Below are 17,680 nucleotides of genomic sequence, written 5' to 3'. Positions count from 1 at the left end.
GTGATGGAAATGGCTAAGAGAAAAAGAAGACAAAGAAAGTCAAAGGATGATTGGAAAAGAACACTAAAGTTTGAATTGACAGGTTTAATTATTTTGGCGATCTCTCTCATCTCAATATCAAAACTGGGGTTTGTTGGTTCTACATTTGTGCACTTATTTCGCTTCTTCAGCGGTGAATGGTACATGCTATTTTTGATTGGGATCGTCTTATTTTCCTTGTTTTTAATTTGGAAAAGGGAAATTCCAAGGTTATTTACAAGGCAGATGGTCGGAATTTATTGTGTTACAGCGTCGTTATTGCTATTAAGTCATGTCACATTATTTAAAATGCTGTCACATAATGGTACGTTTGCTTCCCCGAGTGTTATTTCAAATACACTAGAACTATTTTGGATGGACGTCAAGGGTGAAGCAAGTAATGTTGACTTAGGTGGAGGAATGCTTGGTGCCATTTTATTTGCCTCTTCTTATTACTTATTTGCAGAAGCTGGCTCGAGAATCATCTCGGTCGTCTTAATCGTAATTGGTATGATCCTTATTACTGGAAGGTCTTTACAGGTAACAGTTGCAAAAATTCTCAGACCAATTGGAATGTTTATGAAAAATCAGATCTTTGGTTTTTTGGATGATATGAAGAGTATTCCAGGAGCGATCAAACAGAAGCGCACAAAACAAAAAGAAAGAAAACGGCAAAGGCAACTTGAAGAAACGGAAGATGACGAAGTATTGTTGGAGAATAAGGAAGAACTCAAGCCAATAATCTCAAGTTTTTCTGATAGTGAAAATCATCAAGAAATGATTATACATACAATGGAAAATTCAACAAATAGTCCTCCAAAAGAACATGAGCCAGTGTCTAATAAATCGAAAAGTGATCAGGAACAATTAATAGATGGGATAAGCCTAGAGCATGAGGTGATCCAAGCAATGGCTTTTGTTGAAGTGGAGAATAAGGATTACAAACTTCCACCATTAGACTTATTAAAAGCACCAAAGCATAATTCGCAACAAGCAGATAAGAAAAATATCTACGAAAATGCAAGAAAGCTAGAAAAAACATTTCAAAGTTTTGGAGTTAAAGCAAAGGTAACACAGGTCCACTTAGGTCCTGCTGTGACAAAGTATGAAGTATATCCTGATGTAGGTGTCAAAGTGAGCAAAATCGTTAACTTAAGTGATGATTTGGCATTGGCTCTTGCGGCGAAAGATATTCGTATTGAAGCGCCAATTCCGGGGAAGTCAGCAGTTGGGATAGAAGTTCCTAATTCTGAAATTGCAATGGTTTCCCTTAGAGAGGTATTAGAATCAAAAGCAAATGACCGCCCGGATGCAAAACTTTTAATTGGTTTAGGTAGAGACATATCAGGTGATGCGGTTTTAGCTGAACTAAATAAGATGCCTCACTTACTTGTAGCAGGTTCTACAGGTAGCGGTAAGAGTGTTTGTATTAATGGAATTATTACCAGCGTTTTAATGAGAGCAAAACCACATGAAGTCAAATTAATGATGATTGATCCGAAAATGGTAGAATTAAATGTATATAACGGGGTGCCTCATTTATTAGCTCCTGTTGTGACAGATCCTAAAAAAGCATCACAGGCCCTTAAAAAAGTCGTAAACGAAATGGAAAGAAGATATGAGCTTTTTTCACATACAGGAACAAGAAACATTGAAGGTTATAATGAGATTATCAGGAGAAATAATCTGGAAGAAGAAGCTAAACAACCGGAACTTCCTTACATTGTAGTGATTGTTGATGAGCTAGCAGATTTAATGATGGTTGCTTCGTCAGATGTTGAAGATTCCATTACAAGGCTATCACAAATGGCTCGTGCGGCGGGTATTCATCTCATTATTGCGACCCAACGTCCGTCTGTTGATGTCATTACAGGAGTTATTAAAGCAAATATACCTTCACGTATTGCATTCAGTGTTTCTTCACAAACAGACTCACGAACTATATTAGACATGGGAGGAGCTGAAAAGCTACTAGGACGAGGTGATATGCTTTTCCTTCCTGTTGGTGCATCAAAGCCGGTTCGTGTCCAAGGTGCATTTTTATCTGACGAAGAAGTTGAGCAAACAGTGAATTTTGTTATTGCTCAACAAAAGGCTCAGTATCAAGAAGAAATGATTCCAACTGAAGTAACTGAGTCTAAAACTGAAGTTGAGGATGACTTATATGAAGATGCTGTACAGCTTGTCGTTGATATGCAAACGGCATCAGTATCTATGCTCCAGAGACGTTTTCGCATCGGATATACGCGGGCAGCAAGGTTGATAGATGCAATGGAGGAGCGGGGAGTTGTTGGACCATATGAAGGATCTAAACCACGCGAAGTTCTACTTTCTAAAGAAAAACATGAAGAATTAACATCTTGAAATAAGAACTAAACATAAATGGTGAAATACACCTTCTATGTTTAGTTTTTTTACGATAAGAAAGTTTAACTAAATGAATGGATCTAGGTATAAGAAAAACGGTTGACTTCCGCTTATTCTTGACAAATGTTTTGTTTTTCTAATTTCTTTATCGACATTTTACGACAATAAGAGTACGATAAGTAGGATGAAGACAAAGTATCAGTATCTGTATGAAAATATTACTATGGAAGAAACTATATAATATTTATTGACAACATTAATTATTTCGACAATTTTCATTGTTTCTATTTATTTCTAGGGGAAAACATGATATAGTATTTTCGATTAGAGTAAGGTATAACATCAGATGTCTGATCTCTTATACATAGTGGGTAAAATGGGGGATAGATCAATGACCATAAAGTCTGACAATCGACATTTGTATTTACAAGTGATTGATAAAATAAAAGAAGATATTGAGAATGGTACATATAGAGAAAAAGAAAAACTTCCATCCGAATTTGAGCTTTCCAAGAGCTTAGGCGTTAGTAGAGCCACATTAAGGGAAGCTTTACGAACACTTGAAGAAGAAAACGTTATCATTAGGCGACACGGCGTTGGTACTTTCGTGAATTCCAAACCAAAATTCACATCAGGTATTGAACAGCTAAATAGTGTGACAGCAATGATTGAACAAGCAACCTTAAAGCCAGGTACTGTTTTTCTTTCATCCTCTATTACAGGGGCAACAGAAGATGAAATTAAAAAATTCAAGTGTAAAAGAGATGAAGAAATCTTTTTACTTGAAAGAGTTCGAACAGCAAACAGCGAACCTGTTGTTTACTGCCTGGACAAAATACCTACATCTGTATTGCCTGATACATTTGACCATGAACAGGAATCTTTATTTAAATTACTTGAGGATAACGCTAATATATATATAAGTTATGCTGTTACTCATATTGAACCAATCGGATATCATGAAAAAATTTCTCCCATTTTAGAATGTGATCCTGAAACATCGTTGCTCTTGTTAAAACAGATGCACTATGATGACAAAGATCAACCTGTTCTTTACTCATTAAACTATTTTAGAGCGGATCACTTTAGTTTTCATGTTGTAAGAAAGCGTTTATAGGTCAGAATAGATAGAAAAAGCAGTTTTCTAAAAAAGAATAGATTCGTTCATAAAGTTTGTAAGCAAATCTCCACTGTTTCGTGCTTTAAACCTAAAGGTTGTTTAAAATAACGAATGTGCATGGTCTATATTGTAAGGAGGTGATTTGCTCGTATAGACTGTAACTTTTTGTTTAGTTTAATACTTATACTATATTTTTTTTGGGGGTTTTAAAATGAAAAAGAGACATGGACTAGCTTTATCCTTATTTTTAGCAGCTGGTACTCTGCTAGCAGGATGTGGTGGAGGAAATAAAGATGAAGGTGCTGGCTCAGAAGGCGGCAAAGAAGCAGCTGATGATCAGTTTACAGTAGCAATGGTAACAGATGTTGGTGGAGTTGATGATAAATCATTCAACCAATCAGCTTGGGAAGGATTACAAGCATTCGGTGAGGAAAACGGTCTTGAAAAGGGAACAGACGGTTATGACTATTCCCAATCCCAAAGTGATGCAGATTATGTAACAAACTTAAATACACTGGCACGTAAGAATTTTGATTTGATATACGGAATTGGATACTTGTTGCAGCCTGCAGTTGAAGAGATTGCAGAACAACAAAAAGATACACACTTTGCAATTGTTGATAGTGTTGTAGAAAAACCAAATGTAGCTAGCATTACATTTAAAGAGCACCAAGGTTCATACCTGGTTGGTGTAGTAGCAGGATTAACAACAAAAACAAATAAAGTTGGATTTGTTGGCGGTGTTGAAGGGGATTTAATTAAAAAGTTCGAAGTTGGCTTCGTTGAAGGCGTTAAAGCTGTAAACCCTGATGCAACTGTGGATGTACAATATGCAGGTGCTTTTGATGCAGCTGATAAAGGAAAGGCAATTGCATCAAGCATGTACGGATCTGGTGCTGATATTATCTATCATGCGGCCGGTGGAACTGGTAATGGTGTATTCTCTGAAGCGATTGACTTAAAAGTTCAAGACCCCGACCGTGAATTATGGGTAATTGGTGTTGACAAAGATCAACATGAAGAAGGAAATGGTAAGACAAAAGATGGTGAGGAATTTAACATCACATTAACTTCAATGGTTAAACGAGTAGATGTTGCTGTTCAAGACCTTTCTGAAAAAGCAAAAGCTGGTGAATTCCCAGGCGGAGAAGTGATTGAATACGGTATCGAAGAAGAAGCGATCGGTATCTCTCCAAGTGATGAACACTTATCAGAAGAAGTAAAAGCAAAAGTTAAAGAATACGAAGAAAAAATTGTTAATGGCGAAATCGAAGTACCAACAAAATAATTAATAGATAAGGGCTGACTTACTCAAATGTTCAGAATCCTCAATCCATTGGCTCATTTACAAGCTTATAGATAGAGGGTAAGAAGCATAGTAAAAGTCAGCTTTTATTCCTGAAAATCAATAAATTTAAATCTTCTAACTATTTGAATTCAATGAACGTAAAACAAATAACTTAGTGGATTTACATTTGGTGATTTTCATACCAGTATACTTTTTTGCGAAACAATGCTTGAGAGTGAACAAAATGAAAAATTTTTATACCTACCTTAATGTTGTTCAGGAAAAGGAGTGAACAAATTTGAATTATGTAATAGAAATGCTGAATATTCGTAAGGAATTTCCTGGCATAGTAGCAAATGACAATATTACATTACAAGTAAAAAAAGGCGAAATTCATGCTCTTTTAGGTGAAAATGGAGCTGGAAAATCAACATTAATGAATGTTCTTTTTGGTCTATATCAACCTGAAAAAGGGGAAATTCGAGTTAATGGAAAGAAAGTGAACATTACAAATCCTAATATTGCAAATGATTTAGGGATTGGAATGGTTCATCAACATTTTATGCTTGTTAATACCTTTACAGTTACAGAGAACATTATATTAGGAAATGAACCAAAAAAAGGTTTTTCCGTCAGTATAAAGGATGCAGAAAAACAAGTGAAAGAAATATCTGAGCGGTATGGTCTTGCTGTAGACCCAACAGCTAAAGTTTCAGATATTTCCGTAGGTATGCAACAACGTGTTGAAATTTTAAAAACCTTATATCGAGGGGCAGAAATTTTAATTTTTGATGAACCGACTGCTGTTCTTACTCCTCAGGAAATTAAAGAATTAATTCAAATTTTGAAAACACTTATTAAAGAAGGTAAATCGATCATTTTAATTACTCATAAGCTTAAAGAGATAATGGAAGTATGTGATCGTGTAACCGTTATACGTAAAGGTGAAGGAATTGGAACAGTTGATGTGGCGAACACAAATCCTAACGAGTTAGCATCATTAATGGTAGGCCGGGAAGTTTCATTCAAAACAGATAAAACAACAGCCAAACCCAAAGATGATGTATTAACGATCACTGATTTAATAGTAAAAGATAATCGTCAAGTGCCTATGGTAAATTCTTTAACTTTATCAGTGCGTTCAGGGGAAATCGTTGGTATTGCTGGTGTGGACGGAAATGGTCAATCTGAACTGATTGAAGCAATTACAGGATTAAGAAAAGTAGCTTCTGGTACTATTAAATTAAATAATAAAGATATAACAAATAAGCATCCTAGAAAAATTACAGAAACAGGTGTTGGTCATATTCCTCAAGATCGTCATAAACATGGTTTAGTTCTTGATTTCCCAATCGGAGAGAATATGGTCTTACAAACATACTATAAACAACCATTTTCCAAAATTGGTGTACTGAATTTTAAAACAATCTATGATAAAGCAAAAAACCTTATTAAAGAATTTGATGTGAGAACACCAAGTACATCTACACTCGCTAGAGCACTTTCTGGTGGTAATCAGCAAAAAGCGATTATTGGCCGGGAAGTTGACCGCAACCCGGATTTGTTAATTGCAGCACAGCCTACTCGTGGTCTTGATGTTGGAGCAATTGAATTTATTCATAGTCGTCTTATTGAACAACGCGATAACGGCAAAGCTGTTTTGTTAATTTCATTTGAGCTAGATGAGATTATAAATGTTAGTGATCGAATTGCAGTTATTTATGAAGGGAAAATTGTAGACATCGTTGACCCTAAACAAACAACTGAGCAAGAACTAGGACTCCTTATGGCGGGTAGTAAACGTCAGAAAGAAGGTAATTAATTATGAACTTAAATCGGTATATGAATTTGTTAATTCCTGTTATCGCTGTTATTTTGGGTATTCTATGTGGTGCAATTATTATGTTGGTGAGCGGGTATAATCCAATAGCCGGCTATAATGCTCTTTGGTATGGAATGTTCGGTGATTCATACTACCTAGGTGAGACAGTCAGACAATTAACACCATATATTTTAACAGGGTTAGCTGTTGCATTTGCTTACAGAACAGGCCTATTTAATATAGGTGTTGAGGGGCAGGTAATAGTGGGGTGGTTTGCAGCAGTTTGGGTTGGAGTAGCTTTTGAATTGCCAACTTTTATCCATCTTCCACTAGCAATCATTGTTGCTGCTTTAGCTGGGGCACTTTGGGGGTTTGTACCGGGTCTTTTAAAGGCACGATTCAAAGTTCATGAAGTTATTGTAACGATTATGATGAACTATATTGCTTTGCATGTAACAAATTATTTAATTAGAAATGTTTTAACTGACAATAGTGATACATCAGAAAAGATTTACCCGTCTGCATCATTACGTTCAGAATTTTTTGAAAATATTACAGATTACTCCCGAATGCACAACGGAATATTTATCGCATTAATTGCTGCATTTATTATGTGGTTTCTTCTAGAAAAAACAACAAAAGGCTTTGAGTTGCGAGCTGTAGGATTTAACCATGATGCCGCACATTACGCTGGTATGAATGTTAATCGAAACATCATCCTTTCAATGGTCATCTCTGGTGCTTTTGCAGGTGTAGCCGGTGCTATGGAAGGTTTAGGAACCTTTGAGTATGTGTCTGTAAAAAGCGGGTTTACTGGAATCGGGTTTGATGGAATTGCAGTAGCGCTAATCGGAGGGAATGCCGCCATTGGTATTTTATTCTCTGCGGCATTATTTGGCGGCTTAAAAGTTGGTGCTCTCAATATGCCATCAGAAGCTGGAGTACCTAATGAGCTTGTTGAGATTATTATCGCACTTATTATCTTCTTTGTAGCATCAAGCTATTTTATCCGTTGGATATTACTTCGTTTTAAAAAGGAGGGGAAATAAGTGAGCATATTGCAAGCATTAGAAATTATTATCCCAACAGCTTTATTTGTAGCAGCTCCACTTATTTTTACCGCACTTGGTGGTGTATTTAGTGAGCGGTCCGGTGTTGTTAACATTGGTCTTGAAGGATTAATGATTATTGGGGCATTTGTTGGTATTGTGTTTAATTTACAGTTTGATGATATATTGGGTAAAGCAACGCCATGGTTTGCCATTTTGGCTGCAATGGTGGCAGCTGCTCTTTTTTCCCTGCTTCATGCAGTAGCTTCAATAACATTTAAGGCAGATCAAGTAGTTAGTGGTGTTGCGATTAACTTTTTAGCCTTAGGATTATCCCTTTTTCTCGTAAAAAATATCTATGAAAAAGGTCAAACAGATCGAATTTCAACTAGTTTTAATAAGATGGATGTTCCATTATTAAGCGATATACCAGTCATAGGTAAGATTTTCTTCTCCGGAGGATATATCACATCATATTTGGCTATTATCTTAGCTATTATCGTGTGGTATGTGATCTATAAAACACCATTTGGCCTTCGTTTACGATCTGTAGGTGAACATCCAATGGCAGCTGATACTATGGGGATCAATGTAACAAGAATGAGATATATAGGTGTTTTATTAAGTGGTGCCTTCGCAGGTATTGGCGGTGCAGTGTATGCCACAATCATCTCTAGAGATTTTAGTCATGCAACAATAAGTGGTCAAGGATTTATGGCACTTGCAGCTGTTATCTTTGGAAAATGGCACCCACTTGGTGCAATGGGAGCAGCATTATTCTTTGGTCTTGCACAAGGATTAAGTATTATTGGAGGAACCATTCCGTTTTTAAAGGATATTCCGTCCGTATATTTATTAATACTTCCTTATGTGTTAACCATTCTGGCACTAACAGGATTTATCGGACGTGCTGATTCACCAAAAGCTCTTGGAACACCATATGAAAAAGGAAAAAGATAAAATTTTGCTCTCTCCGATTGTTGGAGAGAGTTTTTTGTCTTTGAAAAGAATCGAAAAGGTAGATGTAACTTAATTCCAGTATATGTTAGCTTCATTTAACGCAAAATGAACTTGTTAACAAAATAAAAAGTAGACAGGTGAAGGCGATATGGAAGCACGAAAGAAGCTGGATTTACTTGCATTATCTTCTGTTCCTCTTGTCATGACGTTAGGAAACTCTATGTTAATTCCTGTTTTACCTCAGATCTCCAAAAAATTAGGGATTAGTGCTTTTCAGGTATCTTTAATTATTACGGTATATTCGATTGTGGCCATATTATTAATCCCAATTGCAGGATATCTATCAGACCGGTTTGGTAGGAAAGTTGTGATGGTTCCTTGTTTAATCATAGCGGGGGTAGGTGGAGCAGTTTCTGGATGGGCTTCATGGAAGATGGATGATCCATATATCATGATCCTATTAGGACGTGTATTACAAGGTATTGGCTCTGCAGGTGCAGCACCTGTTGTTATGCCATTAATAGGTGACATGTTTGAAGATGATGAACAAATAAGTGCAGGTCTTGGATTAACTGAAACAGCAAATACAGCTGGAAAAGTTTTAAGCCCGATAATAGGTGCAGTTCTAGCTGCATTTGTATGGTTTTTGCCTTTTTGGTTTATTCCATTTTTCAGTTTAATCAGTGTGCTGCTTGTATTTTTCTTAGTAAAAGTACCAAAACAGGAAGATGAAGAAAAACAAAGCTTTAAAGAATTTGCTCATTGTGTAAAAGGGATCTTTAAACAGGATGGTAAATGGTTATTTGCCATTTTTGCAGTTGGCTGTACCATTATGTTTGTTTTATTTGGTATATTGTTTTTCCTTTCAGATATGCTTGAAAAACAATATGCAATAGATGGGGTTAAAAAAGGGTTAGTTTTAGCCATACCATTATTAGCCCTATCTATTAGTTCATATTTTTCAGGTAAGAAAATTGGTCAAGACAGACATTTAATGAAAAGTGTCATTATTATCGGTATGTGTTTAGTGACATTTTCATTTATTGCTTTAAGAGTGCAACATTCATTAATCTTTTTAATTTCTTTTTTAGTTCTAACTGGGGTAGGAATTGGGATTACATTACCAAGCCTAGATGCATTAATAACGGAAGGAATTGAGAAAGAGCAACGAGGTACAATTACTTCTATTTACAGTTCAATGCGGTTTATTGGTGTTGCAGCGGGACCACCGGTATTTTCTTATCTGATGTCCGTTAGTGAACATCTTGTTTATTATATATCTGCAGGCACAAGTGTCATCGCTGTCATGGTTGTGATGCTCTTTATAAAGCCAGATAAGGACTTTGAAAAAGATCCAAATCAACTTCCAAAACTTGCATAAACCAAAGACAGTTCTAAAATTAGAACTGTCTTGCACTTTCATCCAAGAGGTATATGGATGATTATTTAGAGTAAAGATATAAGTAAATGTGTATTATTTCCTTTATTATCCTCGTATTGATATAATTACTAACAATGAATTCGAAAAAGGAGGGTCTTAATGTCTTATATTGATGAACAACTTACAGATATTCATGGGATTTCGCTACACTCTGTAACCACATCCAAATTTAAGACGAATACAATTGTTTTAAAGTTATTAGCACCACTAGATGAAAAAGATGTTACATATAGAGCGTTATTACCGTATGTTCTTCAAAGAGGTACGCAAAACTTCCCCACAAGTACTCGTTTAAGACAGCACTTAGATGAACTTTATGGTGCAACACTAAATGTGGATTTGTCAAAAAAAGGCGAACAACATATTATTTCCTTTCGAATGGAAGTGGCAAATGAAAAGTTTTTATCTGATTCAGCACCACTTTTAGAAAAATCTTTAAAGCTACTCGCAGACATTTTATTAAATCCGGTTACGGATGGTGGGATTTTTTTAGAGGAATATGTTACACAAGAAAAAAGAACATTAAAGCAAAGAATTCAGTCTGTATATGATGACAAAATGAGATATTCCAATCTTAGACTTGTTCAAGAAATGTGCAAAAACGAACCTTATGCATTGCATGTTAACGGAGAATTAAAAGACATTGATGAAATATCAGCTCAATCGCTCTTCGATTATTATAAAAACACGTTATTGCATAACAAAATAGATCTATATATTGTTGGTGATATTGATCGCCAAGAGGTAGAAAAATATGTTGAAAATTATTTTTCAATAAAGAATACACCACAGAATATTGTTCATTCAACAGAAAAGAATGATGTGGTAGAAAATGAAGTCATTGAAGAGCAAGATGTAAAACAAGGTAAGCTAAATATCGGGTATCGAACAAACAGTACCTACCGAGACGATGACTATTATGCACTTCAAGTATTTAATGGCATTTTTGGTGGTTTCTCCCACTCAAAACTTTTTATCAATGTTCGTGAAAAAGCAAGCTTGGCATATTATGCAGCATCAAGAGTAGAGAGCCATAAAGGCCTGCTAATGGTGATGTCAGGAATTGAGTTTCAAAATTATGAAAAAGCCGTCACTATTATTAAAGAACAAATGGCAGCTATGAAAAATGGAGAATTTACAGATCAAGAATTTGAACAAACGAAAGCGGTAATTCGAAATCAACTGTTAGAAACGGTGGATACACCGTACGGATTAGTTGAAATTGTTTATCATAATGTCATTGCCTCTATAAACCGCTCTTTTGATGAATATTTAGAAGGTATTGAAAACGTAACGATGGAAGAGGTTGTAGAAGTTGCGAAGAAAGTGGAACTCGATACAATCTACTTCTTAAAAGGAATGGGGGGAACCGCATGACAAAACCTATTCATTTTGAGCAATTACAGGAATCTCTTTACTATGAAAAAATGGACAATGGATTAGATGTATATGTACTGCCTAAAAAAGGCTTTAATAAGACATATGCTACGTTTACGACGAAATACGGATCAATTGATAATACTTTTGTTCCAATAAACAAAGATGAAATGATTCAAGTTCCTGATGGAATTGCACACTTTCTAGAGCATAAGCTATTTGAAAAAGAAGATGGAGATGTCTTTCAACAATTTAGTAAACAAGGTGCATCAGCAAATGCGTTTACATCGTTTACTCGGACAGCATATCTATTTTCGAGTACCAGTCAAGTGGAAAGAAACTTGGAAACATTGATTGACTTTGTTCAAGAACCTTACTTTTCTGAAAAAACGGTAGAAAAAGAAAAGGGGATTATCGGGCAGGAGATTAATATGTACGATGATAACCCTGATTGGCGTTTATACTTTGGGCTCATTCAAAATCTTTTTCATCAACATCCTGTTCGAATTGATATTGCCGGGACAATCGATTCGATCGCAAAAATTACAAAAGATTCTCTTTATGAGTGTTACAATACTTTTTATCATCCAAGTAACATGCTGTTATTTGTTGTCGGAGCTGTTGATGCTGATAAAATTTTACAGCAAGTCCGAGAGAATCAACAAAAAAAGGATTTTACAGCACAATCTGAAATAAAAAGAGAATTTCCTACTGAACAAGAAAATGTATTTAAAGAAAAAGAAATATTAAAAATGAACGTACAAAGTTCAAAGTGCTTAGTAGGTTTAAAAGCCAAAAAGCCAAACAGAACTGGTGCGGAATTATTAAAATATGAGCTTTCCATGAATGTTCTTCTTGATATGCTGTTTAGTAAAAGCTCAACAAACCATGAAGAGCTATATAAAGAAGGTCTAATTGATGACACGTTTAGTTATGATTATACAGAAGAAAGTGGGTTTGGATTTGCAATGATTGGCGGTGATACTGTGGATCCTGACCGTTTAGCGGAAAGAATTAAGGATATATTATTTAAAGCAAAAAATCATGGTGTTGACTTCTCAACTTTTGAAGCGACGAAAAAGAAAAAAATTGGTGCTTTTTTAAGAGCAATTAACTCTCCTGAATATATCGCCAATCAGTTTACCCGCTATGCATTTAATGAAATGAATCTATTTGATGTCGTACCAACACTGGAATCACTCTCTAAAGAAGATATGACGAATACCCTGAATGAATCTGTAGAAGAGTCACTCTTTTCAGTATGTCAGGTTGTCCCTAAATAAATATTATTTCACTGAGGTCTGCCATTGTCAGGCCTTTTTTGAATGGGATATGATAGTATAATGAGAGATTATTTCTTTATAATTAAGGAGTATTTATGGATAAATATGCATTAGTGACTGGAGCAAGTGGCGGAATAGGAACCGCCATTGTAAAAAAGCTCATTGAAGATGGCTACATGATTTATGTACATTACAACCAAAATGTTCAAGCGATAGAAGAATTGAAAACATACTCTAATAACATTATTCCTGTCCAAGCCGATTTGACAATAAAAGCAGGTGTTGAAGCTTTGCTAGAGCAAATCCGAATGCCAATTGAAGTACTCGTGCTAAACAGCGGAATAAGCTTATACGGATTAGTTACCGATTTACATGACGATGATATCGATAATATGGTCCAATTACATATAACAAGCCCTTTTAAATTGGTACAGCAACTCATTCCTTCTATGATAAGGAAAAAATCCGGCAACATCATTGTCATATCATCTATTTGGGGAATTACTGGAGCCTCTTGCGAGGTCTTATATTCAATGGTTAAAGGTGGTCAAAATGCTTATGTAAAGGCACTGGCCAAAGAACTTGCACCCAGTCAAATAAGAGTCAATGCAGTGGCGCCTGGAGCTATTGCTACCAAAATGTTATCTCATTTTACCGAGGAAGATATTAGGAACTTATCAGAAGAAATTCCACTGGGGAGACTTGGGCAACCAGTTGAAATTGCGAATACAGTGTCATTTTTAGCCTCTGAAAAGGCTTCTTATATTACAGGTCAGGTTATTTCAGTTAATGGTGGATGGATCTAAAAAATGATGAATAAAATGAACCTCCTCTAGGAACAATAAATTTGTATCAATTAAAAAGGAGGAACTCCTATGTCTGTCTTAGAAAATTGGAATGAATGGAAAGATTTTTTAGGTGATCGTTTAAACCATGCTCAAAATGAGGGTATGAACGAACAAGTAGTATCCAACCTAGCATTCGAGATTGGGGATTATTTAGCAAAGCAAGTAGAAGCTAAAAACCCACAAGAAAAAGTACTCGCAGATTTATGGAGTGTAGCATCTGAGCAAGAGCAGCATGCCATTGCAAATATGATGGTTAAGCTTGTTCAAAATAACGGTTCACATTAAGAGAGGAGAGATCCTCTCTTTTTCATTGATTTCATTGTCTTCATACTTTCTTCTTTTAGTAAAATCATTTATTATAGTTGGTAGTGGTTATTATAAGGGGGGCTTTCTTTGCCATTTGAATGGTATTTAGAATACGAGATCCAAAAAAATCGGCCCGGACTATTAGGTGATGTATCTTCGTTATTGGGAATGCTGTCAATAAATATTATTACGATTAATGGGGTAGATGATTCCAGACGCGGCCTATTGCTTAAGTGTGAGAGCAATGATCAAGTACGTAGACTTGAATCAATTTTAAATACAATGGATAATATAACAGTTACAAAGCTCCGAGTACCAAAGCTGCGTGACAGATTGGCAGTAAGGCATGGAAGGTATATCCAAAGAGATGCGGATGACAAGAAAACATTTCGTTTCGTCCGGGACGAACTTGGGTTATTAGTTGATTTTATGGCAGAACTCTATAAACAGGATGGACACAAATTAATTGGAATCCGTGGAATGCCAAGGGTAGGAAAAACTGAATCCATTGTTGCGTCAAGTGTATGTGCTAACAAGAAATGGTTATTTGTTTCTTCGACATTGTTAAAACAAACAATTCGAAGTCAATTAATAGCGGATGAATATAGTGAAGATAATGTCTTTATTATTGATGGGATCGTATCAACAAGAAGAGGGTCAGAAAAACATTTTCAATTGGTAAGAGAAATTATGAGGCTTTCTGCAACGAAAGTTGTTGAACATCCTGATATTTTCGTCCAAAATACAGAGTATACAATTGATGATTTTGATTACATAATAGAAATCCGGAATGAACCTGATGAAGAAATTACATATAAAGATGTAGAAAATCCACCGATGATGTTTGACACATCAGGACTCTCAGGATTTGACTTTTAGTTATGGGGTGTTACGGTTGAGTGAACTAGGTAATCGACTCAAACAAGCAAGAGAAGAGAAGAATATGAGCTTGGATGATCTCCAGGAGATCACCAAAATTCAAAAAAGGTATTTAATTGGTTTAGAAGAGGGCAACTATTCAATGATGCCCGGAAAATTTTATGCCCGAGCATTTATGAAGCAATATGCTGAGGCTGTTGACCTGGATCCTGAAATGCTTTTTGAAGAATACAAAAATGAAGTACCAAGTACATACAAAGAAGATGTTCCTGAGCAATTATCAAGAGTGAAAACACATAAAGAGTTACCTAAATCAGCTTCAAAATTTATAGAGATACTTCCAAAATTGGCAGTAGTAGCAGTTGTTATTATTGTGGCCATTCTCCTCTGGTTGTGGAGACAAGATGCTGCTCAAGATAAAACAGCAAATGATCAGTCAGAAAATCAAACAAGCGATGTTGAGTTTGAAAAAATAGAAAATTCAGCAACAAATGAAGAACAAAACGAAGAAGAGACTCCTGCACAGGAAAATGAGGAGGCTGCTCAAGAAGAAGCTGAAACTAATGAGCCGGAAACAGCATCTCAGACTTTAACAGTAAAAGGTGTAGAAGGTTCAACAACAACGTATGAATTAACAGGATCTGAAAAGTTTGAGCTTGAGGTAATTGCAAAAGACCGTACATGGGTTGGCATAAAAAATGGTAAAGGTAAGACATTCTTTGGGGCTGAAATAGCACAAGGTAAATCTCAAGTAAATGATTTTACCGCTGAATCCGAGATTACAGTTCGTGTGGGGAATGTTCCCGGAACCGATTTGAAGATCAATGGTGAACTTGTACAATATGAGGATACAAAGAAAACACCTCAAAATATAACCATAATTTATAAGAAAGAATAGGGACAGACTCAATTGAAGGGGGGCTCGGTCCTTATCCTAACAATTTGCTGAGATGTTAGGATAAGGATTATCCCCTTTTTAAGAGTCGTCCCATTTTAGTTATCATCATTTGTTAAAAAGATTACGGAGGAAAAATAAATGAATTTACCGAATAAGATTACGATTTCAAGAATTTTACTTATACCAGTTTTTATGGTGATCATGTTGGTTCCGTTTAACTGGGGAGAGCTTACTTTTGGCACTGAAACGATTTTAGTCACCCATTTTGTTGGAGCTATAATCTTTATCATAGCCTCAACAACTGACTGGATTGATGGTTATTATGCAAGAAAGCTTAATCAAGTTACAAATCTGGGGAAATTTTTGGATCCATTGGCAGATAAATTATTAGTATCAGCGGCACTTATTATCTTAGTTGAACTTGGACTTGCTCCATCTTGGATGGTTATTCTGATCATTAGCCGTGAATTTGCTGTTACTGGATTGCGTTTGGTGTTAGCTGGAGAAGGTGAAGTTGTTGCTGCAAACATGTTAGGGAAAATAAAAACATGGACTCAGATCATTGCAATCTCTGCATTATTATTGCATAATCTACCATTTGAATTAATGAACATCCCATTTGCAACAATTGCACTATGGGTGGCAACATTTTTCACTGTCATCTCAGGTTGGGATTATTTTATGAAAAATAAACAAGCATTTGTTAATTCTAAATAATACTAATATGAAAAAAGGGGGATAAGTAATGGATATACGTACTGAGATTATTGCTGTTGGATCAGAATTGTTATTAGGTCAAATAGCCAATACCAATGCTCAATTTTTATCAAAGGAACTTGCTGAGATTGGTTTAAATGTTTATTACCATACTGTTGTGGGAGACAACCCTGCACGGCTTGAGTCAGCAATAAAGATTGCAAAAGAACGTTCTAATATCATTATCTTTACAGGTGGGCTTGGCCCAACCAAAGATGATTTAACAAAGGAAACGATTTCTAAATCATTAGGTAAAACTCTAGTCTTTGATCACGATGCTTTAGAGAGTATTGAGGATTACTTTGCCCGGACTAAACGGACGATGTCAGAAAATAATAAAAAGCAGGCACTTGTTATTGAGGGTTCAACAATATTAAAAAATGATTATGGTATGGCACCTGGAATGGCTTTGGAAGCCGACCAAACGATTTATATGCTATTACCTGGTCCACCAAGTGAAATGAGACCCATGTTCAAAAATTATGGAAGAGAATACTTTCAAAACCAACTAGGGATTCAGGATAAAATCGTTTCACGTGTGTTACGATATTTCGGTATTGGTGAATCTCAACTTGAAACAGATATACAGGATCTTATTGATGGACAAACAAATCCAACTGTCGCTCCCTTAGCAGCAGATGGTGAAGTCACTCTTAGACTAACGGCAAAGCACACAGATGAAAAAATGGCTCAAAAATTACTAGATGAAGTAGAAAGAAAGATTAATGCCCGTGTAGGTGACTTTTTCTATGGTTATAATGAAACAACTCTTATAAATGAGGTTAAGGCACAACTAATTAAAAAGAAAAAAACAATTGCTGCAGCAGAGAGTTTAACTGGCGGTATGTTTTCAGAGCTTGTCACTTCATTGGATGGTGCCTCTCAAGTTTTCAATGGAAGTATTATCTCGTATACAAATGAAGTCAAAAAACATATGTTACATATGCGAGAAGAAACTCTTGCTGCATACGGAGCTGTAAGTGAACAATGTGCAAAAGAAATGGCTGAACAGGTTCGTAAACTACTTAATAGTGACATTGGGATTAGCTTTACAGGTGCTGCCGGGCCTGAACCACATGAAGGACAACCAGTTGGAACAGTGTTTATTGGTATAGCTGACAAGGATCAAACGAACGTTTATGCTTTAAACTTAGCCGGTTCAAGAAAAGGAATCCGTACAAGAACGGCAAAGTATGGATGTCACTATTTGGTCAAACTATTAAATGAAATAGAATGATATAATGAAGTCTGTTATGCAAAGCCTATAT

Annotated in this window: 15 protein-coding genes; all 15 read left to right on the top strand. The window is 35.8% G+C overall.

The window, feature by feature from the left end; genetic code table 11:
- Positions 1-3 precede the first annotated feature (3 nt).
- The 15 genes from AC0L8O_RS12395 to AC0L8O_RS12325 all read left to right on the top strand — a co-directional run bounded on the left by AC0L8O_RS12395 (position 4) and on the right by AC0L8O_RS12325 (position 17,649).
- Entirely contained in the window at positions 4-2,382 is a 2,379-nt protein-coding gene (locus tag AC0L8O_RS12395; protein WP_473448332.1) for a DNA translocase FtsK, read from the top strand.
- Positions 2,383-2,776: 394 nt separating this feature from the next.
- Entirely contained in the window at positions 2,777-3,502 is a 726-nt protein-coding gene (locus AC0L8O_RS12390; RefSeq protein ID WP_078434295.1) for a GntR family transcriptional regulator, read from the top strand.
- A 214-nt stretch (positions 3,503-3,716) separates the two neighbouring features.
- Complete coding sequence (locus tag AC0L8O_RS12385) at positions 3,717-4,793, top strand: BMP family lipoprotein (RefSeq protein WP_026559290.1); 1,077 nt, start codon at positions 3,717-3,719, stop codon at positions 4,791-4,793.
- Positions 4,794-5,091: 298 nt separating this feature from the next.
- Entirely contained in the window at positions 5,092-6,615 is a 1,524-nt protein-coding gene (locus AC0L8O_RS12380) for an ABC transporter ATP-binding protein (protein WP_473448329.1), read from the top strand.
- 2 nt (positions 6,616-6,617) lie between these two features.
- Entirely contained in the window at positions 6,618-7,664 is a 1,047-nt protein-coding gene (locus AC0L8O_RS12375) for an ABC transporter permease (protein ID WP_473448328.1), read from the top strand.
- Between the two features lie 6 nt (positions 7,665-7,670).
- A complete protein-coding gene (locus tag AC0L8O_RS12370; protein WP_473448856.1) occupies positions 7,671-8,624 on the top strand; it encodes an ABC transporter permease in 954 nt (317 codons plus the stop codon).
- Between the two features lie 148 nt (positions 8,625-8,772).
- Complete coding sequence (locus AC0L8O_RS12365; protein ID WP_473448326.1) at positions 8,773-10,005, top strand: MFS transporter; 1,233 nt, start codon at positions 8,773-8,775, stop codon at positions 10,003-10,005.
- Positions 10,006-10,164: 159 nt separating this feature from the next.
- Positions 10,165-11,442: an EF-P 5-aminopentanol modification-associated protein YfmF gene (gene yfmF, locus AC0L8O_RS12360; RefSeq protein ID WP_473448324.1), complete on the top strand. Its 1,278-nt coding sequence runs from the start codon at positions 10,165-10,167 to the stop codon at positions 11,440-11,442.
- Entirely contained in the window at positions 11,439-12,725 is a 1,287-nt protein-coding gene (gene yfmH / locus AC0L8O_RS12355) for an EF-P 5-aminopentanol modification-associated protein YfmH (RefSeq protein ID WP_473448322.1), read from the top strand. The genes yfmF and yfmH overlap by 4 nt, the downstream gene beginning before the upstream one ends.
- A 95-nt stretch (positions 12,726-12,820) precedes the next feature.
- Positions 12,821-13,531, top strand: coding sequence for an elongation factor P 5-aminopentanone reductase (ymfI, locus tag AC0L8O_RS12350; RefSeq protein ID WP_473448321.1), 711 nt, complete (start codon positions 12,821-12,823; stop codon positions 13,529-13,531).
- A gap of 69 nt (positions 13,532-13,600) precedes the next feature.
- Positions 13,601-13,858 (top strand): DUF3243 domain-containing protein, encoded by a 258-nt coding sequence (locus AC0L8O_RS12345; RefSeq protein ID WP_026559282.1) that lies wholly within the window; start codon positions 13,601-13,603, stop codon positions 13,856-13,858.
- 108 nt (positions 13,859-13,966) lie between these two features.
- Positions 13,967-14,758 carry a DUF3388 domain-containing protein gene (locus AC0L8O_RS12340; protein ID WP_078434285.1) on the top strand — a complete coding sequence of 264 codons (792 nt, stop codon included), beginning with the start codon at positions 13,967-13,969 and terminating at the stop codon, positions 14,756-14,758.
- A gap of 16 nt (positions 14,759-14,774) precedes the next feature.
- Positions 14,775-15,656, top strand: coding sequence for a helix-turn-helix domain-containing protein (locus tag AC0L8O_RS12335; RefSeq protein WP_473448319.1), 882 nt, complete (start codon positions 14,775-14,777; stop codon positions 15,654-15,656).
- Positions 15,657-15,794: 138 nt separating this feature from the next.
- A complete protein-coding gene (gene pgsA / locus AC0L8O_RS12330; protein WP_026559279.1) occupies positions 15,795-16,373 on the top strand; it encodes a CDP-diacylglycerol--glycerol-3-phosphate 3-phosphatidyltransferase in 579 nt (192 codons plus the stop codon).
- A 28-nt stretch (positions 16,374-16,401) separates the two neighbouring features.
- On the top strand, positions 16,402-17,649 hold the full coding sequence (locus AC0L8O_RS12325) for a competence/damage-inducible protein A (RefSeq protein WP_473448317.1): 1,248 nt from the start codon (positions 16,402-16,404) through the stop codon (positions 17,647-17,649).
- Positions 17,650-17,680: the final 31 nt, after the last annotated feature.

The organism is Metabacillus sp. KJ11-3, from assembly GCF_055808295.1.
The sequence above is the reverse complement of the archived record's forward strand: the minus strand, read 5'-3'. Positions and strand labels throughout refer to the sequence as shown.